Origin of the sequence: Ohtaekwangia koreensis, assembly GCF_900167975.1 — a bacterium.
Classification (GTDB): Bacteria; Bacteroidota; Bacteroidia; order Cytophagales; family Cyclobacteriaceae; genus Ohtaekwangia; species Ohtaekwangia koreensis.
Map to the genome: position 1 here is coordinate 745,861 of NZ_FUZU01000003.1, position 26,939 is coordinate 772,799.

General features: G+C 43.1%; 20 protein-coding genes. 12 read left to right on the forward strand and 8 right to left on the reverse strand.

The window, feature by feature from the left end:
- Positions 1–3: 3 nt before the first annotated feature.
- From B5Y40_RS22290 to B5Y40_RS22300, 3 genes are all read right to left on the reverse strand, one after another.
- Positions 4–3,153 carry a SusC/RagA family TonB-linked outer membrane protein gene (locus B5Y40_RS22290; protein WP_245840706.1) on the reverse strand — a complete coding sequence of 1,050 codons (3,150 nt, stop codon included), beginning with the start codon at positions 3,151–3,153 and terminating at the stop codon, positions 4–6.
- Positions 3,154–3,218: 65 nt separating this feature from the next.
- Positions 3,219–4,664: a glycoside hydrolase family 76 protein gene (locus tag B5Y40_RS22295; RefSeq protein ID WP_079689304.1), complete on the reverse strand. Its 1,446-nt coding sequence runs from the start codon at positions 4,662–4,664 to the stop codon at positions 3,219–3,221.
- Between the two features lie 15 nt (positions 4,665–4,679).
- Complete coding sequence (locus B5Y40_RS22300) at positions 4,680–6,485, reverse strand: carboxypeptidase-like regulatory domain-containing protein (protein ID WP_079689046.1); 1,806 nt, start codon at positions 6,483–6,485, stop codon at positions 4,680–4,682.
- Between the two features lie 425 nt (positions 6,486–6,910).
- Here B5Y40_RS22300 and B5Y40_RS22305 point away from each other — a divergent pair, with 425 nt between their 5' ends.
- The 3 genes from B5Y40_RS22305 to B5Y40_RS22315 all read left to right on the forward strand — a co-directional run bounded on the left by B5Y40_RS22305 (position 6,911) and on the right by B5Y40_RS22315 (position 10,388).
- Entirely contained in the window at positions 6,911–7,372 is a 462-nt protein-coding gene (locus tag B5Y40_RS22305) for a 5-fold beta-flower protein (RefSeq protein ID WP_079689047.1), read from the forward strand.
- 253 nt (positions 7,373–7,625) lie between these two features.
- Positions 7,626–8,033, forward strand: a complete 408-nt coding sequence (locus B5Y40_RS30180) for an HYC_CC_PP family protein (protein WP_449580020.1) — start codon at positions 7,626–7,628, stop codon at positions 8,031–8,033.
- A 201-nt stretch (positions 8,034–8,234) separates the two neighbouring features.
- The gene (locus B5Y40_RS22315) at positions 8,235–10,388 is read left to right on the forward strand and encodes a copper-translocating P-type ATPase (protein ID WP_245840709.1); all 2,154 of its coding nucleotides are present in this window, start codon (positions 8,235–8,237) and stop codon (positions 10,386–10,388) included.
- A 182-nt stretch (positions 10,389–10,570) separates the two neighbouring features.
- Here B5Y40_RS22315 and B5Y40_RS22320 read toward each other — a convergent pair whose 3' ends face one another.
- Entirely contained in the window at positions 10,571–10,789 is a 219-nt protein-coding gene (locus B5Y40_RS22320; protein ID WP_079689050.1) for a hypothetical protein, read from the reverse strand.
- A gap of 247 nt (positions 10,790–11,036) precedes the next feature.
- Here B5Y40_RS22320 and B5Y40_RS22325 point away from each other — a divergent pair, with 247 nt between their 5' ends.
- From B5Y40_RS22325 to B5Y40_RS22360, 8 genes are all read left to right on the forward strand, one after another.
- Entirely contained in the window at positions 11,037–11,612 is a 576-nt protein-coding gene (locus B5Y40_RS22325; protein WP_079689051.1) for a DUF4240 domain-containing protein, read from the forward strand.
- A gap of 286 nt (positions 11,613–11,898) precedes the next feature.
- Complete coding sequence (locus B5Y40_RS22330) at positions 11,899–12,987, forward strand: hypothetical protein (protein ID WP_079689052.1); 1,089 nt, start codon at positions 11,899–11,901, stop codon at positions 12,985–12,987.
- 354 nt (positions 12,988–13,341) lie between these two features.
- Positions 13,342–14,313 (forward strand): aldo/keto reductase, encoded by a 972-nt coding sequence (locus tag B5Y40_RS22335; RefSeq protein ID WP_079689053.1) that lies wholly within the window; start codon positions 13,342–13,344, stop codon positions 14,311–14,313.
- Positions 14,314–14,359: 46 nt separating this feature from the next.
- Positions 14,360–15,196, forward strand: a complete 837-nt coding sequence (locus tag B5Y40_RS22340) for a helix-turn-helix domain-containing protein (protein ID WP_079689054.1) — start codon at positions 14,360–14,362, stop codon at positions 15,194–15,196.
- Positions 15,197–15,332: 136 nt separating this feature from the next.
- Complete coding sequence (locus B5Y40_RS22345) at positions 15,333–15,878, forward strand: alpha/beta hydrolase (protein WP_079689055.1); 546 nt, start codon at positions 15,333–15,335, stop codon at positions 15,876–15,878.
- A gap of 225 nt (positions 15,879–16,103) precedes the next feature.
- Positions 16,104–16,997: an alpha/beta hydrolase gene (locus B5Y40_RS22350; RefSeq protein WP_079689056.1), complete on the forward strand. Its 894-nt coding sequence runs from the start codon at positions 16,104–16,106 to the stop codon at positions 16,995–16,997.
- Positions 16,998–17,158: 161 nt separating this feature from the next.
- On the forward strand, positions 17,159–18,298 hold the full coding sequence (locus B5Y40_RS22355; protein WP_079689057.1) for a hypothetical protein: 1,140 nt from the start codon (positions 17,159–17,161) through the stop codon (positions 18,296–18,298).
- A gap of 117 nt (positions 18,299–18,415) precedes the next feature.
- Positions 18,416–19,885, forward strand: coding sequence for an amino acid permease (locus B5Y40_RS22360; RefSeq protein ID WP_079689058.1), 1,470 nt, complete (start codon positions 18,416–18,418; stop codon positions 19,883–19,885).
- A gap of 68 nt (positions 19,886–19,953) precedes the next feature.
- Here the strand turns inward: B5Y40_RS22360 and B5Y40_RS22365 are convergent, their stop codons facing one another.
- Positions 19,954–20,838, reverse strand: coding sequence for a helix-turn-helix domain-containing protein (locus B5Y40_RS22365; RefSeq protein ID WP_079689059.1), 885 nt, complete (start codon positions 20,836–20,838; stop codon positions 19,954–19,956).
- 285 nt (positions 20,839–21,123) lie between these two features.
- Here B5Y40_RS22365 and B5Y40_RS22370 point away from each other — a divergent pair, with 285 nt between their 5' ends.
- Positions 21,124–21,936 (forward strand): class I SAM-dependent methyltransferase, encoded by an 813-nt coding sequence (locus B5Y40_RS22370; RefSeq protein ID WP_079689060.1) that lies wholly within the window; start codon positions 21,124–21,126, stop codon positions 21,934–21,936.
- A 427-nt stretch (positions 21,937–22,363) separates the two neighbouring features.
- Here B5Y40_RS22370 and B5Y40_RS22375 read toward each other — a convergent pair whose 3' ends face one another.
- The 3 genes from B5Y40_RS22375 to B5Y40_RS22385 are packed head-to-tail and all read right to left on the reverse strand — an operon-like array spanning position 22,364 to position 26,908.
- Positions 22,364–23,650 carry a DUF4998 domain-containing protein gene (locus B5Y40_RS22375; RefSeq protein ID WP_079689061.1) on the reverse strand — a complete coding sequence of 429 codons (1,287 nt, stop codon included), beginning with the start codon at positions 23,648–23,650 and terminating at the stop codon, positions 22,364–22,366.
- Between the two features lie 48 nt (positions 23,651–23,698).
- Entirely contained in the window at positions 23,699–24,904 is a 1,206-nt protein-coding gene (locus tag B5Y40_RS22380; protein WP_079689062.1) for a DUF4959 domain-containing protein, read from the reverse strand.
- A gap of 24 nt (positions 24,905–24,928) precedes the next feature.
- Positions 24,929–26,908, reverse strand: coding sequence for a RagB/SusD family nutrient uptake outer membrane protein (locus B5Y40_RS22385; protein ID WP_079689063.1), 1,980 nt, complete (start codon positions 26,906–26,908; stop codon positions 24,929–24,931).
- Positions 26,909–26,939 lie beyond the last annotated feature (31 nt).

Sequence of the window (26,939 nt, forward strand, 5' to 3'; positions counted from 1 at the left end):
TTTTTAAAATCTGGCGGAAACGCCTATTGTATATGTTTTGTTGAGTGGATACAACCTTCCGAGATCATCGTCCGGATGTTCGGGGTCAACAAACTTCACTCCTGTTATCGTGAACATGTTATAGGCATTGGCAAACACACGCAGATTCATAGCCGAGAGCACCTTGTTCTTTTTCGGCAATGTATAGCCGAGTTCGATGCTCTTCAGACGGAGGTATGCTGTACTGACACGGTTGAATTCAGAATTCTCGCGCGCATATCTTCCGGTATATCCATAGTAGCCTCCCGCCCATTCCGTTTCCGGATTGTAAGGATCCGCCTGCGGATCTACGGGGTGCCAGCGATCTGTATATTGTTCCAGTGTACCACCTCCGTTTGTTCCCCATATAGCATATAGTGGTTCTTTATATTGCATCGAGCCCATGGCCGTTCCCTGGAAGAGGAAGCTCAGGTCAAAACTTTTATAGGTACAGTTATAGGCCAAACTAAAATTCAACCAAGGTGTTTGATCGTAGGCATACGGATGCTCATCCTGAGCGTTGATTTCACCATCACCATTCCAGTCTTCATATTTATAGTCTCCGGGTAATATATCCCGATCTTTATATATAGGATACGACCAGATGTCCTCCCAGTTCGTATAGCGTCCTGCAGATTCATACCCGAACTGTACGCCCTGATAGCGGTTGTTCAGGTTATCGTTGCGCCAGCGGTCATACGAATTTCCCCACGGTCCTTTTTCCACGGCAACCAAATGCTTTCTGCGTGTAATAGTACCAATTGCTTTTACAGTATAGGAAAGCTCTCCTATACTGTTACGATGTGAGAGTTCGAGATCTATACCGAATTGACGATCGCTGTTCAGGTTTTCTCTGGGAGCACCTGTACCCACTACAGTAGGTACATCTCCCGAACGGTTGGCAAAAAGTCCTTCCCTGCGGCGATCAAAATAGTCGAGTGACAAACCAAAGAGACCATTCCATCCCTCAAAGTCTACCCCTACATCGAGGGTGCGCGCTTCCCACCAGGTGATCTTTTCATTCGGTACAATCAACGACACACCATTTACAAATTCACCTCCGAACATATAGCCGGGAGCGTATTGATTGTAATAACCATTTTCTGAATTACCACTTGTGGCCGGGTATTGATAGCCAGGGTACCAGTCGTACTTCAATGCGTCATCATCCGCCGTTACACCATAGCTTGCGCGCAGTTTGAACTGATCCACAAACGACAGAAATGAAGCCGACTTGAAGAACGATTCTTCCGATATACGCCAGCCTATTGATCCGGATGGGAAGAAGCCCCACTGGTTGTCTTTAACAAATTTAGAAGAGCCATCATAACGGAATTGAAACTCCGCTATATATTTATCAGCATAAGTATAGTTTGCTCTTCCGAACATCGCGGCATTGGCAATCTCATAGAGATCATTATCACCTGAGTACATACCACTCACCTGCGCTTGATTCACACCACCCAAAAGATAGTCCATCGCGAATGCGAGGTTGCGCTGCGCATAGAAGTTATCTCCTTTTCTCTTCTGACTTTCCAGACCAAGGAATCCTACTACTTTATGATCACCGAATGTACGGTTATAGTTCAGTAAGAATTGCCCGAGCAATTGCTGCTTGGCATACATGGTGCGGGCCAGCTGATTGGGTGAACTTGCGTTGTATAATTTTGAATCATACGAATTAGTCAAGGTGTTATAGGTATATTGATAATACTCTCTACGGAAAGCCGTGTTGTCATCGTTACGATAGTCGTAGCTGATGAGCGCTTTTGCAGATAAACCTTCGAGGTCGTCTGACACCGTGGCAAAATCAAAATTGAGAGAGAACGAAGACTGGAAGTTTTTCTGATTATACTTCCTATAGCCTGATACATCCGAGGTCATCATGGCCACTGTATTCGTTTCGAGATTCAATCCCTCATAGTTCAACATTGTATTTTCAGGATCGGCATATGCAGGAAACAATACACCTTGCGCCCAGTAATTCCGAATAATGTCTACTGAGCTTGCGAGGGGTGCATTTGTCTGATCCGAAAATCCGCTGAGGTTGACATTGAATGTTAATCCCTGAACAAGCTCCGTAGTAATGTTTGTACGCAAGTTATACTTACGATAGTTCAAATCGCCTGACTTGAAAATCCCTTCCTGAAAAAGATAGCCACCGCCTATATAGTATTGTGTTTTGTCGTTACCACCGGTAATGCTTAAGTCATGCTGTGTTTGTGGAGCAAAGTCTGAGATCAGCAATGAATTCCAATCTGTAGACCTGCGTGCTCCGCTCCGGAAAGCTTCGAAATCTTCTTGGTCATATATAATGCTCCCGCCATTGATATTATTCATCGACTTCTCATTATATATAGTCATCGTCTGATATGGATCAGCAAGCTTCGGCATCCCTGATGGTTTCTGTAGTGTATAGGAACCGTTGTAAGTGATGGATGTTTTTCCTTGTGTTCCTTTTTTGGTAGTAACCAGCACAACACCATTCGCAGCGCGCACACCATAGATCGCTGCCGAAGCATCCTTCAACACCGATATATCTTCGATGTCACTCGGGTTGAGGCGTTGAAAATCAGACATCGAACGAGGTATACCATCGATCACCACCAATGGATTTCCGAGATATCCGCGTATATCAAATACGTTGTTGAAGCTACCCGGCTCAGAGCTTTTTTGCCATACACGAACACCGGCTACTCTACCGGTGAGCATGTTCTGTGGATTTTCACTTTTGGTGCGAAGCATCTCTTCACCTTTGATGCTCGTTACCGCTCCGGTCAAGGTAACTTTTTGTTGTGTACCATAACCCACCACCACAACTTCACCAAGTTGGTGTACATCTGCAGCCAAGACTACATCAACGACAGATTGAGAAGCGACCGATAGCTCCTGCGTTGTGTATCCTATAAATGAAAAAACCAGTATAGCATTTCCGTCCGGAACCGCTATCGAATACTTTCCATCAGCATCGGTTGTCGTTCCATTCGTTGTACCCTTAATGATTACGTTCACCCCTGGCAAGGAAGTTCCATCGTCAGCCGATGTTACCGTACCGGTTACTCTCATCTCCTGTTGCAATGCTCCGAACGAAATGACGGGAGCGAAAACAACACACTGAAAAATGATTCCGTACACGGAATGCTTTATCAGTTTTTTAAATAGTTGCTTGTATATATTCTGCATATGCTAGATGACTTATTTCATTTTTCAAGTTCATATTGCGCCAACACAGCATACTCAGTAGCAAAGGCAAAGTTGAACATGCCTTCTGTGTTGTTCTTACCATTATCACGGTTCCAGCCTACCAATAAGTTTGTCGGGAGAAAACCTTTGTACAGGAAGTTGGTGTACGCGTAGTCAAGGTTCTTCTGAAAAGAATTTATATAGTTAGCCGTAGTTCCATATGCCGGATATACATCTACATATCCACGCATCAATACTCCATCAAACCAGTTTCTGAAACCGCTGATATCGTATGTATAGTAGCCTTCTTTAGTCTGTCCGAGTTTTGCGAAATATTGGAAACTGGCATCCGACAATTTGCTTACATCCTCCAGGTATATATTGTCGCCCGTTACCCGGAATAAATCAGCGCCACCGGAAAGCATGGAGCCGCTGTTGTAGGTAATCGCAGGGCCGACACGATCCTGACACGTAGTACCTCTGCGATACAGCGTTCCATTGATAGTTTCCGTTTGAGGGTTACCCGGAGAGCAGCCTCCTCTCATATCATCATATACGCCATCGTTACGCAGCAACTGGTTTTTCTGCCAGCTATATATCTTCTTTGCAAAATCCAGGTAGTAGTCGCTTTTCTTTACCTGCATGGTTTTGCGGGTCTGCTTATCATCAGCATCTATATAGCTATAGGTCACTTCATCGTTTTTGTCTTTGTATAGCTCATGCAGCCATACCAACGGACTGACTACCGGCCCATTGCTGCAAGCATGCTTGGTTACATAACCGGGTCCCCAGGTAATGCCACCACGTTCTGCTCCGTTGGCGTCACGTGTACAATCCCATCCATCGAGTACATATTCGGTTAGGTACTCAGCTTTTTGCAGATACGCTGCATTATCTGTGAGTTTATAGGCCTCGAGTAATTCGCGGATAAGCCACATCTGATCATCATATACATTTTCAATTCCTGCTACTTGTGCAGATCCTTTCGAACCTCCGCGGTTCACTCCATATACCGACCATTCTTTGTTTTGGGTATAGGAGGTCAGTTGAAAGGTCCCCATATAGTAATCTGCATTTTCATATAGCTTGTGCAGCAATTCAGAATACTTGTTGAAATGTTCAGTGTAAAGCGCAGCGTTGCCGTGATCTTTTTGTGCTTCGAGCGCACGAAGGATCGCATTCACGGCTTCAATCGCGCTGGTATACATCCATACACTGCCCTTCTCTTCAGAGCGGACGTTGGTATAGGGATTATAGTATCGGGCCATTGCCATCCCGTCTCCGGTGAAGTGAGCAGCAACAGCGTTGTCTGTAAGTTCCATGGCCCTGCGAAGGTTCTGTTCCGAAAGACTTACCTCGTTCGGAGGATCAACAGGACCATCATCTGACGCAGGGTCGCTACACGCTGCTATAACCATTAGCAGAACAAGACAAGACGTAGTAATTGTGCGAAATAGTGTCATGGTATATTTCATTCTTTATTTCAGATTAATTGTATGGAACACCAGTTTGTTTTCACCCGTGTTAGCCTCTCCGTTGTATACACCAAAAGCGAGTGTTACATTTTTACCGTTGAACGGAGACAAGTCGTACACGAATGATGCATAGGCTTCCGGATTGCCGGCTCCGCCATTGCCATGCTTAAACTTCCAGCAACCGTTATCAGCAGCGCTGGCTTCTTGTGCAGTATTTGATTGAGGTGCTATATGGCTCACGGTACCATCATCTTCAATCGCTGTGAGTTTGAAGTAAGTATAGTTGCTACCGAAATTGCGTGTGGTAAAGGTTAGCAGATTGCTACCGGGTGCTACAGCAAATTTTGCATATAGGTATGCTTCCGGAATGGTTGTATTCACGTCAGCAGTATTACGCGTTTTGAGAATATAGCCTTCTGAAGGAAACACTTCCGGATCTTTTATGAGGGGAACGAAAGACCATTCTGCTGCCACATGAGATACATTGCGCCATGCGCGATACGCATCTACATAGTTATCACGGTTGCCCGATACAGGGCTAAGACCTGTGAAGGATTTTTTATTATGCGGCATGGTAGACCGTGCCGTCTCCTGTGTAAGCTTCCATCCTGGAATAACTTCAGTGCCCGGCAGCCAATCCCAGTTCACTACCTTCTTATCCGCAAAGCGAATCGCGCGAAGAACAAGTTGTTTCCAATAGTCGCCCGTTGCCTGACGATATATACCTATAGCAACGACAACCTCTTTGCCTATATAATTGCTTAAGTCAAATTCAAAGTCAGCATAATCTCCCGAACCGTACGTTTTGTTCTCCCCTATTTTTACAGCGAGCGGCTCTGCTGCAGAAAGATCAACTACCTGTACACCAAAGTGTGCAGGACTTGCAGGGTCAGCGTTGTGCGTACGCATTCTCAGCGATAATATTTTATTATCTTCTGTGATCAGTTTACGACCATATACATACGAATCGAAAACATTCAGGTCTGCAGGGTTGCTGCGTTGATCTTCACCATTACGGATTTGCAAAGTGGTGCCTTCATTTTGCTCTTGCCATGCTCCCCAGAAATCAAGCGTAGACATATAGTTGCATGCCCAGTCCCAATGCGGATATGCATCGGCATTACGTCCGCCACGATATTCGTTATAATACCACTTATTGGCAGTAGAGAGTTGATCGGCTGTTAAGCCACGAAGAAGTTCCCGGCTGCCCACCGCTACATTTAACGTCACGATGCCGTCAATAAAGTCCGCGGGTGTCACCTGTTTGGTAACGGTGATATAGTTTGCTTTGGAAAACGTTACGGTATAATTATCAACGATCAGGTTCTCGATGGTATAGCTACCATCATTTCCACTGGTCACTGTTCCGGCAACACCTACACTTACCGTTACACCGGAGAGAGGTTCACCACCGGCAGCGGCATCTGTAATAATCCCTGTGATTTCCGCAGAGGCACTTACCATCGTGACCGTGGTTGTGGCTACCTTCTCAGCATTAAAATCTTTGGGCGCTACGCTTTTGCTGACGGTCAACCATCCCGTTTTTGAAAACGTGACAGCGTGTATTTTCAAAGACACATCTTCGAAAGTATACTTTCCGTCTGCTTCGGTTGTCACCGATCTATCTTCTTCACTAACACCAGACACGGTAACCGTAACATCAGCTATAGGCTGTCCTTCGCTGTTTGCAACAATCCCGGTTATTGTTCCGGAACCGCTACTGCTCGGGTCATCTTCTTTGTCGCAGGAACTCAGAATGAATGCCCCCAGCAAAACGATGTACGAAAAGAATTGTAGAGTTCTAATCATGGGTTGAAATGGTTTTTAGGTTAAACATTGTAGTTGCTAAAAGCTGCTTGCTTTGCTGATGGGTTGCTTTCACCATCGTTTGCAATCAGAATGCAAACGTTAACGACCACTGGTTAAATTATGGGTTAAAACAGGGTTAATGGCCGAGAAAAAATTGTTAATCCTTAAAATTTGGCGTGTTTTCAAATATTCTTCCGACACGAAAGTTGAAGGCTTAGATAAAAATTGTTGCTCAAGTTTCGGGCATTCATGAAGCCGAAAAATTTCGAGGCCATGGAGGGAGTTAATGAAGTGCTACAGGACTTTTTGTTTTCGACCTCCTAAAAAATCATAACAAAAATCATGATCGGGACTGTAGAAAAGTCAACGTAAGGGACGTGGTATATTCCAACCTTTGGTCTATGTTAATTTAAAACACACGAACCATGAAAAACAAAACACTTCTGATGATCATGCTAATGGTATTCGCATTATCATTCGCCAACGCTCAAGAGTCACAACAAAAAAGAGAGATGGCACCAAAGCATAGAGGCATGCATCCGCGCCTTCAGGCAGATGGAACTGTAGTTGATGATGAGGGTAAAACACTCGGCTCTATTAAGAATGGGAAAGTATGTGACGAGACCGGAAAAGTTATCGGTGTGATTGCCGGGCATGGTGACGTGACTACGGCAAACGGAAAAGTAATTGCCAAAATGCAGAAAGATGGAACCTATAAATCTATGAAAGGCCATGTAGTGACAACGGACCCGGATGGCGTTGTAAAAGTAGCCGGAAAAGAAGTCGCTAAAGTCGAAGCGGGATATAAAGAGAAGAATCACGGATGTGCATTGCATTGTTTCTTTAGCTCAAAAAATGAAGAGGCCAAGGAAATCGATCATCACTAAAATGAATAGCCACTCATAACCAGACGCTCCTGAACCATTCGCGAATGTTATATTAAAAACTAAAAATTCATACTCGTTTAAAAATTCTCGAAGAAAGTACCAGCAGTTCTTCAGCAGATAAAGAATGTTTTACCAGGTATATGGTTGGACACAAAAGCTTATAGGCTATAAGCTTTTTTAAGGAATTTTGTAATTCATTAATCTTAAAGTATAAATACTATATCCTGGAATTACGTTAGATTTGAAGTATCAGATGCAGACAATCCGTTCCATATCGGCCATATTGTTAGCCATCCTTGTGTTGGTTTCTTCCACCAGCTTTATAGTCGGTTTCCATATATGTATGGGCGAGGTTCAGAATGTAGCGTTGTTCACGAAAGCCGATAGCTGCGAAAAAGAAGAAAGCCTTCCTCCATGTCATCGCCATCAGAAAGCACCGTGCTGTGCCGATGAAACGTTCTTCCATAAAGGCGACAACTTCAAAGCTTCAATTGATCATATTTATATAGTGGGGCCCACTCCTGTTGACGTTGAGCAACCTATGGTTCTGGTTTCAGAAATTATTCCGGGCTCACCGATTGCTCAGTTTCGATATTACTACTACGATCCGCCTCTGCGATCTTGTGACCTGACGGTCGAGCATCAAGTTTTCTTAATCTGATTTTTCCATTCTGTTTGAAGGGAAGCCTTTCCCTTCCTGTATCGCTATGCCTTGGCGAATACATCGATTCACTTTTTACATTTCATTTCAAGTAATGATCGAAAGCCAAATTTCCTTCCTGCTTTGAAATGACAAGCAATTGGGATCGCCCAAAAGATATATACATCAAACTGCATTTCTCAAATCATATACCTATAGCATATGACACACGAACATCATCATCAGCAATATACATGTCCAATGCATCCGGAAATTGTGAAGGATGCTCCCGGTCAATGTCCAAAGTGCGGCATGACTCTCGTTCCATTGAAAACAGAGATCAAAGAGAAAAAGAAAGAACACAGTATACCGCATGATCATCATGGAATGTCTTCTGATAAATCAATGGAAGGAAAACACGACCATCATGCAGGTGGTGGCCATGCCCATCATGCTGGAATGATTGATGATTTTAAAAAGCGTTTCTATGTTGTGTTAATTCTGACAATCCCCATCATGGCTTTATCGCCTATGATACAACATTGGCTGAATGTCGATTGGACATTCGCAGGATCAAACTATATCTTGCTTGCACTTTCATCTGTGGTTTTCTTTTACGGAGGCTGGCCCTTTCTTACCGGGTTTGTGAGCGAAGTAAAGTCCAAGACATTGGGTATGATGACGTTGGTGGCAGTAGCAATTACCGTTGCCTATATCTATAGTGTTGCCATTATTATGGGATTGGAAGGAATGGATTTCTTCTGGGAACTGGCAACGCTGATTCTGATTATGCTCCTCGGGCATTGGATCGAAATGAAGTCCATCATGAGCGCGTCAAAAGAACTGGAACTTCTTGTCCAGCTAATGCCAGCCGAAGCACACCTGGTTCATGGAGATCATGTGATGGATGTTAAAACTGATACTCTAAAGGCTAATGATATTATTCTCATCAAGCCCGGTGAAAAAATATCAGCGGATGGTGAGATCATCGACGGTCAAAGTTTTCTGAACGAGTCCATGCTTACGGGCGAGTCGAAGCCGGTTGAAAAAGATAAGGGCGATAAAGTGATCGCAGGTTCCATCAATGGTGAAGGATCATTGAAAGTTAAAGTAACACACGGCACAAAAGATTCATACCTCGCGCAGGTCATCAAACTTGTACAGGATGCTCAGGATGCAAAATCAAAAACGCAGCTTCTTGCAGATCAGGCTGCGAAGTGGCTTACCATCATCGCGCTCGTTTCTGGTGCACTTACTTTCATTACCTGGTTGGTGATTGGTAAAGATCTCGCATTCGCGATGGAGCGGATGGTTACTGTTATCGTTATCTGTTGTCCTCACGCATTGGGTCTTGCTGTTCCACTTGTTGTTGCCAGGTCCACGGCAATTTCTGCGAAGAGCGGATTGTTGATCAAAGACCGAACAGCGTTCGAAAACTCCAGAAAAATTTCGACACTGGTTTTCGACAAGACTGGCACACTCACCCGGGGAGAGTTTAACGTTGTACGCTTTGAGTCGCTAGACTATATCTATAGCAAAGAACAAATACTAAATCTTGCAGCATCGCTTGAAGGAAACTCAGAGCATCCTATCGCCACCGGTATAATTCGAAAATCGAAAGAGCTCAATCAAAAGCCGATGTTATTGGAAAATTTTAAGGCCATCACAGGCAAAGGCATTGAAGCAACGGTGGATGGAAAAGATATAAAAGTTGTTAGCCCGGGCTATTTGCGCGAGAATACATTAGACGTTGATGTAAAGTCTTCACAAGCAGAAACCATTGTCTTCATAGTGATCAATAACAAAGTCGCAGGATTTGTTGCTCTTGCCGATGAAGTACGACCTGAGTCTGCTGAGGCCATCCGGATTCTTCGTTCTCAAAACATTAAGACACTTCTTCTCACTGGTGATAATAAAGAAGTCGCGAAAACTGTAAGCGATTCGTTGGCCATGGATGGATTCATTGCTGAAGTTCTTCCTCATCAGAAACTTGAAAAAATAAAAGAGCTTCAAAGCAAAGGTGAATTTGTAGCCATGACTGGTGATGGTGTAAATGATGCACCTGCCCTTGCCCAAGCCGATGTAGGAATTGCCGTTGGTTCCGGCTCCGATATTGCTGCGGAGACTTCAGATATAGTGCTCGTGAACAGCAACCCGCGAGACGTTGCTAATCTCATTCTGTTCGGGAAAGCAACCTATAGGAAAATGATTCAGAACCTGGCATGGGCTACAGGATATAATATAGTGGCTATGCCCCTTGCTGCAGGTATACTATATAATGCCGGAGTTATGCTAAGCCCTGCTATGGGCGCAGTGCTGATGAGTGTAAGCACGGTAGTGGTAGCGATCAATGCAAGGATGTTGAGAATAAAATAGCGGTGAAAAAGAATTTCAACTATGTTAAACTATACAACGAGCTGTTCATCCTATACGGACAGAACCTGACGCTTAAGTCACATGCAAATCATGGGATAAATTAATATTGTGTGCTGAGGAAATAACCGTTGTACACGATCGAACACTATATAGCTCAACGGGACTGGTTTTAAAATCAGACCTTACACCACCGGATTAAACCCAACAATCTTGACCATCATATGATTATCAGGTGGCGCAACATATATATGACCTGTTTTTATTTTTTCCCTGTGGTGAGGAATCTTGCATGTAAAGATTGTGTGCTTCAAATCCGGAGTAAGCGAGTCGAAGAATTCGGTCAATGCAACAGAGCCTCCCGCTGACGCACCGACAACCACTATAAATCTACGTTTGGCCATAAGCCTTGAGTGCGTAAAAATAATACCTGAAAAGGATCGACTTATGGACGGCAGACTATATTAAACTGAGCGCGCAGTTGAAGCCACATGAACGCACCAAATCCAAGCCAAAATAATGGTTCTATTTTGCGAATTAGGTTTATCGTTTATTTTTACGACTATATATTAATTTAATATAGTATACGCATATATTGCTTACAATAAAGTTATCTATTTCACCTTTTACCTAACCCTAAACCTTATCGCTATGGCATCCCCTCTAAAAAATGATACCCCAATAGAAAAGACCGCAGAAATGCTGGACGAAGACCGTTATTGGGCCATGATCCAACAGGCACAAGACTCTACCGAAGACCTGGACGAAATGGAAGAACAACTGATCGAGGAAGTAGAAAAACTAACGCCTAAAGAAATAGTAGGCTTCTACCTGCGAACTCATTATTTTACGTACAAAGCCTATACCTCTGAATTGTGGTGTGCAGGGTATATCATTAATGACGGCTGCTCTGACGATGGCTTCGAATACTTCAGACTCTGGTTAATATCAGCAGGAAAAGAAATTTACTATAACGCTCTAGCCAATCCGGATTCACTGGTAGATGTTGTGGAGACCAACAATGATACCTACGACTTCGAAGCGCTGACGTATGTGCCTCCGACTGCTTTTACAAATAAAACAGGCCTGGACCTCTACGACTATATTGATGAAGAAAACTTCAAGTACCGGAGCGAACCTGAGATGGAATTCACCTGGGAAGAAGAAGACGCGGAGAGTCAGCAGAAAATCTGTCCGAAGTTGTATGCAATGTTTTCGGACGATTAGCTATATATAGTACTCTGACCCATACTATTATACTATAGGAGATATAAACCGATATTCAAATGGGGAATCTTTTATATACCCTATAACGCATTCTAGTGATATGCCTTCGGGCACATCACCTTCTGAAAATATACTCTGTACCAACACGTATAGTCGCGGCTGATAGAGATTAGAATACCTGGCACTTTCAATAATATAACGCAGTGATCATAAGCATTGGTACCCAAAAAGGTAATGGATAGTTTTATCCAGGCACAATATCTTCGCTAGATAAATAAAATCCCCCATGAAAGCCGAAGGTATTGAATGTAAAGTTTATTTTAATCGCTATATCCGCAAGAACACGTTGTGTGTGCTGATAGCCCTGTCGTTGTTAACCATCAATTCCTGTAAGGACGATGATGACGATGCTGACTCCTCACAGGCAGAAGGTTGCGTCATAATACACTATACGAATACTTATAGCGGAACTGAAAGCCCAACGGTGACCTATACCAATACCTCCGACATCGTCTACGCCTATGATGATCAGGGCAACGAAACCGGTTTCACCGTAAAGCACGACTACGTGTACAGTGATGGCACGACTGCTTCATACTCGGGGTCTAACAATTATCAATACGACAGCGAGGGATTTCGTATCCGTACGGTTAGCCAGTCAAACCGCACGGAGCGCGATAAGTCAACGAGCTTCGGTTCCTACAACACCGAATATACCTACGAAAACAACCGTCTGATCAAATCGACTTCAGAAGATACATGGAATGGCGGTCCGAAGACCACCTCCAGTTACCTGTATGAATACAACAGTGACGGCAACCTCATAAAATTTACCAATGTCAACTACAACGAGGTTATGACGATCGACTATAATGGCAAGTCTATTCAAAAGATAACGAAGGTCGATGCAAAAGGAAGTTCCACTTCTCCGTTTTTTGAATACAACAGCAAGGGATTGATTGTGAAATGGATTGAGACGCGTGGAGCGTATACGGAAGAATACAGGTTCGAGTATGATGCGAATGGACAGGTAACTCGCCAGGAACGTTTTATCAATGGAAAAAACAGTTCAGCTTCTGTATCTGAATATGATACGAAACAATCCATCTATGCAAAAAAAGATACACGTCCGAAAGGTCATCCCTTGATTCCTGGCTATTATCCGGATGTTGTTTATAAAAACAATGTGGTACGGGCCATGTATTATGAAGGGAATGCAGAAGGTAACGCATGGGAGCTCACTGGTTCCTCAGTACATGTATATAATTACAATGCGAGTGGCTTTCCGGTGTCATCTACAGCCAAAGGGTTTGACAAGAACGGTGCACCGACCAATACCGCCAGCACTACCTACGAGTATAAAGATTGCCAGTAGCCAGACACTGAATGTTATTGCTGAATCAACTTCAGGCATGACACTATAAATGCCCTGCGTGTAATCATGTATATAGGGTAACCTGTGTGAATAACCCGCAGGTTACCATTTACTATACGCCGTTTATTTACCGCTTTTATTCTATCTCGCGTATACCTCATAGACACCTACATCATTTTGATCAACAGCGTTATATATACTGTACTATAGTATGTTATCCTTGTTTTACATTTCTGAGCGAGATGATCCGCGGTTTTAATCATGAGCCATCCAGACAAGTAAATTGAGCCATCAGAGAAAGCTGTTATAGGCACAAGCGCTGACCTTTGTGTCATCATTAAAAAAATAACAGCAATGACAACAATTAAAAAGATAGCGCTTGGTAAAAACGGACCACTCGTATCCAAACTCGGCTTAGGTTGCATGCGCATGTCGTCCGTTTGGGGTGGCGCAACGAATGACGAAAATGAAAGTATAGCCACCATCCAAATGGCATTGGACAGCGGTATAAACTTTTTGAATACCGGGGACTTTTACGGCAGCGGCCACAACGAGTTGCTCGTAGGCAAAGCCATTAAAGGCAGACGTGACGATGCCTTTATCAGTGTCAAGTTTGGTGCAATCTTCTATGGTGGTCAGTGGCTCGGATTGGACCTGCGCCCTATAGCGATTAAGAACTTTATCAACTATTCTTTGGTACGTTTGGGTATTGACACCATTGATCTATACCAGCCCTGCAGATTGGATAACAGTGTTCCTGTTGAAGATGTGATCGGCACTGTAGCCGACCTGATTAAAGAAGGAAAAGTACGGTACCTTGGTGTTTCTGAAATAAATGCCGATCAACTGCGTAAGGCTCACAGTATACATCCCGTAACAGCATTGGAAATTGGTTATTCATTGGCCGATCGCCAGATTGAAAGCGATCTCCTTCCTGCTGCGAAAGAGCTGGGTATAGGGGTCGTTGCTTTTGCCAACACGGCCGAGGGTTTACTCACCGGAGAGATGAAAGCACCTCTTCCTGCCAATGGTTACCACAATCATTTTTCACGTTTCCAAGGAGAGAACTTGATTAAGAACCTGGAAAAAGTAGAAGTGTTAAAACATATAGCAAAGGAAAAAGGATATACCCCTACACAACTCGCAATAGCATGGGTAAATGCGCAGGGCGATCACATCATGCCCCTGGTAAGCATGAGCCGGAGATCACGGCTTCCAGAGAATATTAAAGCGATGGAAATCATAATTACTCCAGAAGAGATGAATGTTCTGAACACGCATTTCGCTCAGGGATCTATACTAGGCGGTACATATCTGCAAAGGTAAACGGAGGGGGTATACAAAACCCCTCCTTGTTTTATAACTTTACATCATGACGAATCCAACAGAAATAATTCCGGGAGTTATTTTCTATTCATATCTCTCGACCATGCGAAAAGAGAAAGTCGGCTTTCTCAAACATAACACATTGGTGTTGCAGGTTTCAGGACACTTTACGTTGGAAACTTCCGCGCAGAAAATTTCAATGAGCAAAGGTGAGATGTTACTCATTGGCAAAAATCAATTGGGAACCCTTACCAAAACTCCCATGGCCAATGAGGAGCATTATGAAACTATTGTCATTTTCCTTCAGGAAGATCTGCTCAGAAAGATTGCAATGGAAGAACAAATAGAGATCAAGCAAAAATATACCGGCCCACAGAACATTCTTGTTCCGTCAAACGATTTTCTCAAAGGCTATTTTCAATCCGTAATACCCTATATCCGGAACCCGACAAAATCCATCACCGCTGACATTGGTATTTTGAAAGTAAAGGAAGGTGTAAAATTATTGCTGCATGTTATACCCGAAGTCCGTAATTTATTGTTTGACTTTTCGGAACCCCACAAAATCGATTTACAAGAATTCATGCTCAGTCATTTTCACTACAACCTTCCGGTTGAAAAATTTGCAGGACTTACCGGAAGAAGTCTTGCGGGTTTCAAGCGCGACTTCCAAAAAATATTCGGGATGGCACCTCGTCAATGGCTGTTAGAAAAAAGACTAACGGAAGCACGAAGTCTCATCGAAAACAAAAACAAAAAACCCTCTGCAATTTATCTTGACTTAGGATTCGAGAGCCTCTCCCATTTTTCACATTCATTCAAGAAAAAGTTTGGCAAAGCGCCTACTGAATGCATGGTTTTACAAACGGCAAGAGAAAAGTGATTGTCTTTCGCCTTCTCTCCTATTGACACTTATGCAAGTGATGGAATAGAATTTTAAGTATACATTGAAGAAACACATGATATTGATCCACGCTACTAGTATATAATTCATCACGTTAGAATAGACAACCCTATATATGCGCAAACATGTTATATTTTTCCAGGGAGGAGGAGGCGAAGAAGACTACGCTGCTGATGGTAAACTTGTCGATTCACTACAGAACATTATAGGAGACGACTATACTATCCATTATTCACGCTTGCCCGATGAGCCCGTTCCGGATTTCGGAAGGATTAATCAGATCGACAATGCAATTTCGAATAGCGCTGATGACATTATTTTAATAGGACACTCTTTAGGGGCTTCGATGCTCTTGAAATACCTTTCTGAAAATGAGGTGAAGAAGAAAATATCAGGAGTCTTTCTGATCTCTACGCCTTTCTGGAGTGGTGATGAAGGTTGGAAAGAAGCACTTAAGCTGAAAAAGGATTTTGCCGATACGTTATCCAAAGACATTCCAATTTTTATGTACCACTGCAGTGATGACGAAGTGGTACCTTTTGCACTCTTTGCCCTATATAAGCAACATCTTCCCTGGGCAACTTTCCGCGAAATTCCCAGTGGAGGCCATCAACTCAACAACGACCTGACAATTGTGGCTCAGGATATTAAATCGTTATGAAATACAGCCTTATGCGGTTTATCTGTATCGCGTAGTCCGTTTATAATAATAATTTGTAATACCATCACATATACAGTTATGTGGTGGTATTTTCGTTGAAAGACCTATATATTTAACGTTACTATAAATCTGATCTACGATGTATGATACCAGACAACGTCACGCTTCGACTTATCAGAAACTCTTGATGCTCTAAAAAAGAAACACCTCCAAACAGAACGCCTTATGAAAAATAGTTTTCAGTTCCTCCTTCTCTTGTTTGTCATAGTAACACAGGGTTCCTGTCAAACCAACCCGGTTATCGATGCTTTTCCGCAAGGCACCATTTTACATGGCAACATCAATTACAACGGGGATAATCTTTCCAAGCACACGCTGGATATTTATATACCCGCCAACGCAAAGGGAAAGTTACCATTGGTTATTTTTATACATGGCGGAGGTTGGCTGAGTAATGATAAATACGCAGATATAGGGTATATGAAGAAAACCGTTGCTGAAATAGTCAACAGTGGTTTTGCATTGGCTTCCATTGACTATCGCTTTAGCACACAAGCAGTATTCCCAGCTCAGATTCAGGATTGTAATCGTGCTGTTTCTTTTTTGTACGACAATGCCGATAAATATAGTCTTGATAAAAGCCGTTTCGCTGTGATGGGCTTTTCGGCTGGTGGCCATCTGGCTACATTGTTAGGGTTATCAAAAAATGATGATATCAAATCTTTTTTCATTCCAGGAACAAGTAAGGCGTTTAACTTCAAAGGTGTGGTTGATTTTTACGGACCTACCGACTTACTATTGTTCCCGGGCAGCGACAACGAAAAATCACCGGAAGGTATATTAATTGGTGCAGCCCCACTGACTCGTCCTGATTTAGCGAAGGTGGCCAGTCCCATTACCTATGTAGATAAAAACGATCCGCCATTCCTGATCATTCATGGTGAAAAAGATGATCTCGTCTCTACAAAACAATCTTACTTATTAAATGCATGGTTGAATGTTGTCGGTGTTCAGAATGAACTCATCATCGTAAAAGATGCACCTCATTTTGGAGTCATGTTCGATGCTGACGAGGTTAGAAGTAAAGTCATAAGTTTTCTTAAAAAGCAATTGAATTGAGAAGTTTCAAAATATATCTTTTCACACCACATCATTAATAGTATATTGGGCTTACGCGAAACAGATTTACAAGAAGGACGTTTTTTACATACTATATTTTGAACAATGATGATGCTAATTTTTAATCTCATGGAAAGTATTACCCGAAAACTCTGTTTCGAATGACCGACGTAATACGATTTCATATACTCGCGCATATACTAATTTCATTTACGGGCGCACTTTTATTACTGGCCATTTGGTATAATATAAGCGATCGTTTCAAACAAATTCTGCAGGAAGACAATTCTCCCAAACGTGTCGATAAAGGTTTGCTGTATTTGAGTCTAGCGATCTTTGTATGGGTGGTTGCCGGCTGCTGGGCTTACCTGGGCAATGAATTCAATTTCTCACAAACACTATATTTCAAGACCGGGAATAATTTATTTTCCATTGTAAATGACCTCTTCCTGTTTCTTGCCTTATGCTATGCCGATCATGCCCCGCAGTTTATACATAAGCATAAGAGCAACAGTAATCGAATCGTTGTACTTATTTTTATCATGGCTCTTCTTACCTGTATTATACCGTTACTCCTGGGCGAATACAATGATATATATGGTGTGCGAATAAGCGCACTTCCGGACCTGATTCTGTCCGGCTTTTTAACGTTTCTTCTGATTGTTACTTTCTATAGAACATTTGCAAACCGGGGATTACAAATCGTTGCCGTAATTTCAGTTATTGCTATTGTCTTCATATTCGTTTCTATACTCCCCGATGTCTTTCCTGATTTGTATGACGATTTCACAAAAGACCTGATTAAAATCACAGCCAAAACTTCTTTCATCGCGATAACACTTGTGTTGACAACCAGCTGGGTTATTCAACTGGCTAGTACTCCCAAACCAAATGAGATGATGATCAGTTTTATGGACTGGTCACTAATAAAAATCACGATCCCATCGAAGGAAATATTTGGTGCGACAATTGAATTCGGCTCGAAGACTACGCAATATATCAACCTGCTGAAATTTGCCATCAGAAGAAAACATGGAAATGAAACTGCTCAAAGTATTCTAATCGGCCTGGGTGGTGAGATAAACAATCAGACTTACCTCAGCAGGATTATCGATAACATGAATGAAATATTAAAGCTGGAAGACGACCAGAAGTTAGACCGGAAGGATCTTTTTACATTCATCGGGCAGGGAAAATATAGGCTGCGGATAATTCCCGAGAATATTAAAATTGATGAAACGTTGTTACGGGAGTTTATCAATTCGCCTGAAAATCAAGTATATAAATCCATTGTAACTTAATGTAACTGCAGTTACACATCCTTTCTCTGAGTTACATTTTGCTATTCTTTGTAACACCCGTGGACCGTGGGATACCGGGCTATATACATTTGGACATCACACAAATGTTCAAGGTCCATGGCAAACATCTGGCTCAAGAAAAACATCAATCAACTTGTAAGCGAGGCTTCCGACAATGAGAAAGGTCTGAAGCGAACCATCGGCACCCTGGGCCTCATCGCCCTTGGTATAGGAGCCATTATAGGAGCCGGACTATTTACCAGCACAGCCGAAGCGATCGCCAATCATACGGGGCCTGCTGTATCGATAAGCTTCCTCATAGCAGGCACAGGCTGCGCGCTGGCAGGCTTGTGTTACGCAGAGTTTGCTTCCATGATTCCGATTGCCGGCAGCGCCTATACCTATGCGTACGCCACCATGGGCGAATTGATTGCCTGGATCATCGGATGGGATCTGGTATTGGAGTATGGTGTTGCTTCCGCTAAAGTCGCTACATCGTGGTCAGAATACTTGAACAAGTTATTGGGCAATGTCTTTCATGTTCAAATCCCCTATGAGTTTTCGCATTCTCCATTTCAATATTCGATGGAAGGGACGCGGGGTATAATAAATCTTCCGGCTATGTTCATCATCCTGCTGCTATCCCTTGTATTGATCAGAGGTGTTAAGGGATCTTCACTGGTAAACAGCATCATCGTTATTATTAAAGTAGGAATCGTATTGCTGTTTATCGGCTTTGGCTGGTCGTATATAAATCCGGATAATTATACTCCCTATATACCTGTCAACACCACCAACGTGTCGGGTGAATTTGGATGGACCGGTATCTTTGCCGGAGCCGGTGTTGTGTTCTTTGCTTTCATTGGTTTTGATGCTGTATCCACCGCTGCACAGGAATCTAAAAATCCACAACGCGATATGCCCAAGGGTATATTGTTATCGCTGCTGATTTGTGTAGTACTCTATATTCTCTTTGCACATGTACTTGCCGGTGTCGCTAACTATAAAGAGTTCAGAACCGTTGGTCAGGAAGCTTCTATTACCTATGTCATCGATACCTATATGAAAGGTTATGGATGGCTCTCGACATTAATTACCATTGCTATTCTTGCCGGATTCTCTTCCGTTATACTCGTCATGCTTATGGGACAATCACGCGTATTCTTCTCTATGTCAAAAGATGGACTTGTACCGAACGTATTCTCTCAACTGCATTCCAGGTTTAAAACACCATGGAAATCAAACCTGTTATTTTTTATTTTCGTAGGACTTATTGCCGGGTTTGTTCCCGCTTCCATTATATCTGACATGACCGTGATTGGGACGTTGTTCGCTTTTATACTGGTCTGTTTGGGTATTATAGTTTTACGCAAAACAGATCCTGCTATACCCCGCCCCTTCCGCACGCCTTGGGTGCCGGTAGTTCCTATCCTTGGGATTCTTGTTTGTGCCGGACTCATCTATACACTTGGTCCTGCCAATTGGTTACGGTTAATCATCTGGTTAGTCATTGGTGTTTTTATATACATCGGTTACGGAATCAAAAACAGCAAACTACAGCAGGATGCGCCCAGTAAAAGACTATAGTGTATAGATATAGCTAAATGATGAAATTCAGGCTAACCTATATTTACCATAATTCCAAATGAAATACGCTACAGATTCAATGCGTTTTCCTGTCTGATGGCGGAAGGCGCAACACCAAAACGTTTTTTAAAAGAACGACTGAAATGAGACACGTTTTCGAAGCCACTCTCGAAAGACGTTTCACTTATCGTTTTATGGCGATCATTCAAAAGGCGAAGCGCATGATTTAGTCTCTGCTCCAATAGCCATTTTCCAGGTGCGGTTTTATATACCTTCTGAAAATCTCTTTTGAAGGTGGACAGACTTCTATTGGTTAACTGCGCATACTCCTCCATCTTGAGATTGAAACAATAGTTTTCATCCATTACTCGTTGCAACGATATATATTGTGGTTCATGTAACAACGAGCAAAAATAGGACAACAATTCACCGTTCTTCGGATTGTCTGCAACGGTAAGAATAAGTTCTTTAAATTTTAATTCCAGTAGTGATGGATCCGGCTCATGCGTTTCACTGAAATACGAAGAGACTGAAAGAAAAAATGCAGACAACGGATCGCTTTGATCCACTATAATAACGGGTTCAATTTGTGTAGGCGTAGTATCAAGCGGTTTTAATTTTGCTTTTAATGTATTGCAAATGAAATCGTCAGGAATAAAAAACAGGACAACACAAAATCCTTCTTCCAGAAAGTTCTCAAATATCCAGGCGCCCTTTCGAACAAACACACAAGTTTCTTTACCGATAGCATAATGCTTATGCGCGGTATGCCAGATTTTCCTTCCCTCCACAACGTAAAACAGATAATTATACTGGCTCCATAGATCAGCAAACCGTGACTTCATGAGTCGCGCCTCCAATGGACAATTAAAAACCGTGATCAATGAATCACTGCAATTAAATTGGCGATAGTAGTTAGGCTGCTGTAAAACCCGTTCGTAAAAGTTTACCATATACTTCTGCTGACTAAGTTACAAAATATCATGAAAAGAGGTTAATTCGTTGACGTAATCGCAAGCTGCGTCCAGCGCCGAATGAACCGTTCAGTCATATCTCTGAACCGTTAAGCAACATCATAACAGCAAGAAGTAAGTAATTTTGACACTGGCTAAGAAATAATGTATGTCGCCCGATAGGACAACACCTGTAGAAATCAGCAAGGAGGAATTCAAGAAAGCAGAACATTATCTCAATAAGACTGAAGTCTAATTATATATATATCTATAAATTAAAAAAAGATGAATCCAAACAAACAATTATGGGAAAAAGGCGACTTCACACGCTTGGCAGAAACGATGCGCGACAGTGGTGCAGCCCTGGTAGCCAAACTCGGAATCACCAAAGATCTTCACGTTCTTGACCTCGGCTGTGGTGATGGCACTACGGCAATACCGGCAGCACAACTGGGTGCAAAAGTTTTAGGTGTAGATATAGCAAGCAATCTTGTTCAGGCAGGAAACCTTCGGGCCAAGGCTGCCGGTCTGACAAACTGCACCTTTCAGGAAGGAGATGCCACGAATCTGCACGAGTTGAGCGATCATACTTTCGACCTTACTGTAAGTATATTCGGTGCCATGTTCGCTCCCAAACCTTTTGATGTAGCAAAGGAAATGGTTCGTGTTACCAAACCCGGTGGACGAATTATTATGGGCAATTGGATTCCGGGAGATCCTACTCTGGTCGCACAAATATTAAAGATCAGTTCTGCGTATACGCCTCCTCCTCCGGAAGGATTTATCAGCCCGATGTTATGGGGAGTAGAGAGCCATGTTGTCGAGCGTTTTGGTAAGGCTGGTATACCGAAAGAAAACATCTCGTGTGTTCCGGATGCCTTTACATTTAGCGCGCCTTTCTCTACAGCAGAGTTTGTGCAAAGGTTTAAAAATTACTACGGCCCCACTATGAATGCATTCGAGGCCGCAGAAAACAACGGCAAGGCTAGTGATCTACAACGCGAATTGGAAGCATTATTTCAAAGTCAAAACAAAAGCGGCAATGAAAACAGCTTGTCAATTCCTGCAACATTCTTTCGCGTAACGGTTACACTTTGATATATACAGGGTCGCAACTTTCATGGCGGCTCTGGATAACACGTCTCCAAGTCAGTTCAATGACCGGGGGATGTGTCTATTATTTTCAAACTATATAATTACCAAGTGTTGCCTACTCAGCATTTTCCATTGGAGGAAATGCAGCACGTGCTCCACCATTAATAATACCTGTCGTAGAGTATTGCAATATTCCAATGACCTCCCATTCTGCAGTGCTGAACGCTTGCGCCCTTGTTCATTTCTTTGTTATAAAGTTGATTTACCAACGTATTTTTACAGACAACGGCCTTCAATCTAAATATAGCCTGTTAGGCTATAAGTAAAATCATCACCACTAAATAAAAAAGCCGTCTCAAAATTTTGAGACGGCTTCCCGGAAGTTCATCCAGTCGGTTTTACCAATACAACTGGTATTTTACTACAGTCCTTATTCGGGGAGCATTCCAAATACCCTTACTTCAGCAACGCTGAAAAAAGCATTTGAATTGCCCGTAAAAAGTGCTTCATAATTTCGAAGGCACCGTATTCGTATATACCTGACTTTAGGAGCGTCCGGGTCAACCGCTAAAGCAAACCCGGCTATAGCAGCAGCTTTATCCGCTGCATCTTCGTTGTCCTTTGGAAGACCGGAAGGCTTCGTGATGGTTCCGGAGTTCAGCAATGTCCAGGTTTCATCCAATGCTCCGCTGCTGCTAGGGTTGGACGCACCGTATATCTCATAGTCCAGGATCGTGGAGAAAACATAATACGATCCCCACCACTCCTGAAATGGATACAAGGTAATCGTAGTCAGGTCAACCTTTATACCTAAATCAAATGTTACCATCTGAGGTGAAGAACTTCCTGCACCTGTATCCGTAAAGTTAGCACCATCGTATGCATTTTGTGCTTTTCCGTCCCACATTCCAGCGACTCCACCGGCACCACCGTTTCCCGGAGCATCTCCTGCAAGCGATACGGCAGCAAATAATGATCGATCCAGTTCTTTCTCTACGAAGTTTGGTGTACCGCGTATACTATATTTAGTACAGAACGTATCAATGCATACAACGTTTGGAGTAAGCGGTAGCGGCCTGAAGACAGTACGCCATGTAAAGCTATCATTCTCAAAGTCCAATCCTTTTAAGATAGTGGTCGTTTCAGTGGCAGGCGTTATCACAACGGTATCGCCTGTGAGCGCTTTATAGCTCACTTCCATTTGAACGGGGCCAAGCGTTTTATCAATCAAGTCCCAATATATAGTGGTTGCTGCCTCATCATAGCCGATTGATTTTATTCTCCGGTTAGACAGCGTATTGCGATAGCGGCTGCCGTATGAATTACCGGTTATCGTGACCCCAACGGATGAATTTCCCGCAGCATCATAGGTATATACCGTGAAACTTTTGGTTCCCTCCTCCACACCAAAAATTCCATCAAACATAAAATCATTGTTCAATCCATCGATATCAAATAACACTGAATCGCGGAAGTTGTTCCAATAGATTTTACATTTCTCTACTTTCGGATCACGCGTAATGGTACCCCAAAGTCGCACGCGTTCCTTTCCGGGAAAAACAACAACCGAATCGAATTTACCGGTATAGATTATCTCACCGTCCTGGGTATACTTCTTATACTCATCCCAATCACTGCACGCGACCAGTAGTATTACCAGACAAAGTGTAGTGATGACGCTAACCAATTTGCATCTCGTATTATATATATATTTCATATTTTTCTCTTTATGGTTTTAACTATCAAACCTGCTATACACATTCTTTTAGCGAGGGTCACCGAAAACCTTAAGTTCATCAACACTTTGCGGACATGAGCCAGCCCAGTTTACTAGGCACCGGATGCGCAGATACCGGATCTTGGGAGCATTCAAATCGATGTCGTAGAAGAATCCGTTGGCAGCCGCTTCCTGATCGGACGCTGTCTCCGTGTTACCTGAACTTCCGGAAGGTTTCTTCAATTCATATTTACCCAGCAACGTCCAACTCTCATCCAGCGCACCACTCTGATTGGGATTGGCTGAGCCCCATAACTCGAAATGCTTTAAGGTTGTAAAGCCATAGTATAGATTGCTGAGCTCCATGAAAGGTCTGATCCAAACTTTACTCAGCTTGGCAGAGACTCCCATATCAACCGTGACGATTGAAGGAACATTCAACGTGGCGGCTGCCAGGCTGCTGAAACTAACGGGCCAGCCATAACGTTTGTCCCACATATTGCTTACCGCAGCACCCGGTTGTTGACTCGGATCACCCGGCAATGGAAAGTGCCGGAAATTCGCGGTGTTGAGTTCCACTTCATATATAGGATTGATGTCCTTGTATAAAGTGTCGGTGATGTTACTCCAGCGATCGCGAACAGCAATAGCAAAGTGCCGTGTTACCGTATCCATTCCGCTACGCTGGGAAAGAACTGAGTCGATTGAAGTATAAATACTGAGGTTGTTATCTACTTCCCATTCGTCAAACACATTCGTCTCCATGATTAATATACCGATGGCTTCCTGCGTTTTATTCACAGCCGTAAGCTTGTAACCTCCGAAGGCATCCCGTATATCTATACTCTCCAGCACCGACCAGATGGGAGCCGTGAGCGGCTTTACGGTAACAGAAATCGGATCTGAATGAACCTCCTGACGATTCACGGTATATAACTTGATTTCGTGCTCTTGTGTGTCAGCAAAACCTTCCACTACAAGGGAATCAACAAAGTAAGAGGACTTCACATCCATCTCTTTTCCGTTTGCCAGCACATACTTTGCTTGGACATAAAGCAAGTTGGGATCTGCCGGAAGCTTGTAGGATATAGTTGCTTTTCCCGGGAAGTTCTTCACTTGTATTTCCGTTACATGCTGAGGAATACCCGAGGATGTACCAGTAGGCTCCCGGTAACTGAGATCTTCGTTACAAGAATTGACCAGCAGAAGCGTTGCTATACTGATTAGCCAATATTTCATTGTATATATTTTCATCGTTGTAAATTTTAAGTGACCTGATTACCAGCCTGGATTTTCTACCAGCTTTGGATTTTTGCGTGTGTCTTCAGCGCCAATTGGCCAGAGATAATCGCGAGGCGTTACAAAGGTTTGACTATAAATGTGTGTCTCCCTATAATAAGTTGCGGCTGTTGTTCCGGTATAGTTCCAGCCAGTTATATCCTTATTAAGTTCTTCAGCAGATTTTTTCCAGCGGCGAAGGTCCCAGAACCTGTGTCCTTCGAAAGCTAGTTCGATCAAACGCTCCCGGTGTATAATTTCACGCAGTCCATCCTGGGTTGCAAACTTGGTTGCGTTAGACGAATAGTTCGTCCATGATTCAACAACACCGGCAAGTCCAGCTCTTGCTCTGATCTTATCCAGGTAAACAATTGCCTCCGTAGAAGCAGGCTCTACTTCGTTTAAAGCTTCAGCATATAGAAGGTATAGATCAGCAAGACGAATCTCGGGCCACGGATATTGTCCATAAGTCGTTCCATCATTATCACTGAAGACCATTTCCCAATTCACCAGCTTCTTAATATAATATCCGGTTTCATTCCAGCTCAAGGTTGAAGGCGCGCCTCCTAAGTCAGCCCATTTTGTCTGCGCATAAAATGCAGTATCAACACTACGTGCATCCTTCTTATACCAGATGCCACCATCAAAACCAAGATCGGCATAAAATCGATTTTCGCGATCAAAATTCAGTCGCGCAGTTATATACCCGGTTTTTATATTATAGCTCTCGTTTTTTGTAGCCTTGCGTAATTGTTCGTACTCTGTAAAATTAAAGGTGACGTCTTCTTCAATAGGCACACCGTTGCTAGTGTAAAACATCTTTGCAATTTTAAGAGGCGCTTCCCATACCCCGGGCGTTGGAAGACGGTTTTGTGCTTTTGTACCCGTTAAAAGTATTTGGCACATGTTAGAATTCCAGAAGTAACTGTTTGAATTTCCCCATACCACTTCGGTGTTCCAGGGCTCCGTTACCGCCTGCCGTACACTCAGTTGTATTTTTGTAGTATCAGCAAGTCCAAAAGGATCATTGGTATACTCATGTAATTTGTGCCCCACTCCTTCCGCTGCATCGATCGCAGCTTTACAAGCCTCTTTTGCTTTTTGCCATTTGGTGGGGTCGTACACGGGATTAAACAACAACTCTCCCTCCGTACCGGTAAAGCCTGCAAAGTCGCTGTTGCCATTAAACAACGGGCTTGCTGCCATCACCCAAAGTTTGGCCTTCAACGCCAGGGCTATGGGCTTGGTCACTCTTCCCATTTCCTGCAGATCGTTTTCAACCACATCGGGAAGTTTTGCAATGGAAGAGTCAAGCAACGCAGATATATAGTTGACACATTCATCTACAGGCCTGCGGTATACATAGCTTGCCTGTACATCGGCATCGAGCGAAACGTTTGCATCGATAATGGGAATCGGACCATACATGCGCAGCATATAGTAGTGGTAGTATGCTTTTAAAAATTCCACTTCACCAATCCATCGTGTTCGCATGTCCAGCGTCAGATCCGGTACCTTGCCTGGGTTACGAACATTTTCCAGAAAGATGTTGCAGCTGCGGAGTCCTGCGAAGAGTCTCTTATCACTGCCGCCCGATGCACCAAATTGGTATCCACGCCAGGCATCCAATAGTGGTGAATTACTATTCTGATTTCCCTGTGCAATTCTGAAAGCCGGGTTCCAATAAGTTCTGTCGGTCTGTGGTAGCCAAATCTCATCACCTGCCATAATCCCTATATTAAACCAGCCATCACCATTCTTGGGAATATAGGAATAGCATGTAAACAGATATTTTTCTGCTTCATTCTTTAATGAGAACGCATTGTCCAATGTGGTTACGTTATCCGGTACTACGTCCAGATAGTCATTGCAAGACACCGTGCTAAACATCAAACCAGCAACCAGCAGGAACAAGCCTGAGGAAACGCTCCAGGTATATCCCTTCTGTTCTTTTCGATTACTCCATGTATATATCTTCATATGTATATTCTTTATACTCACAATTTCATTC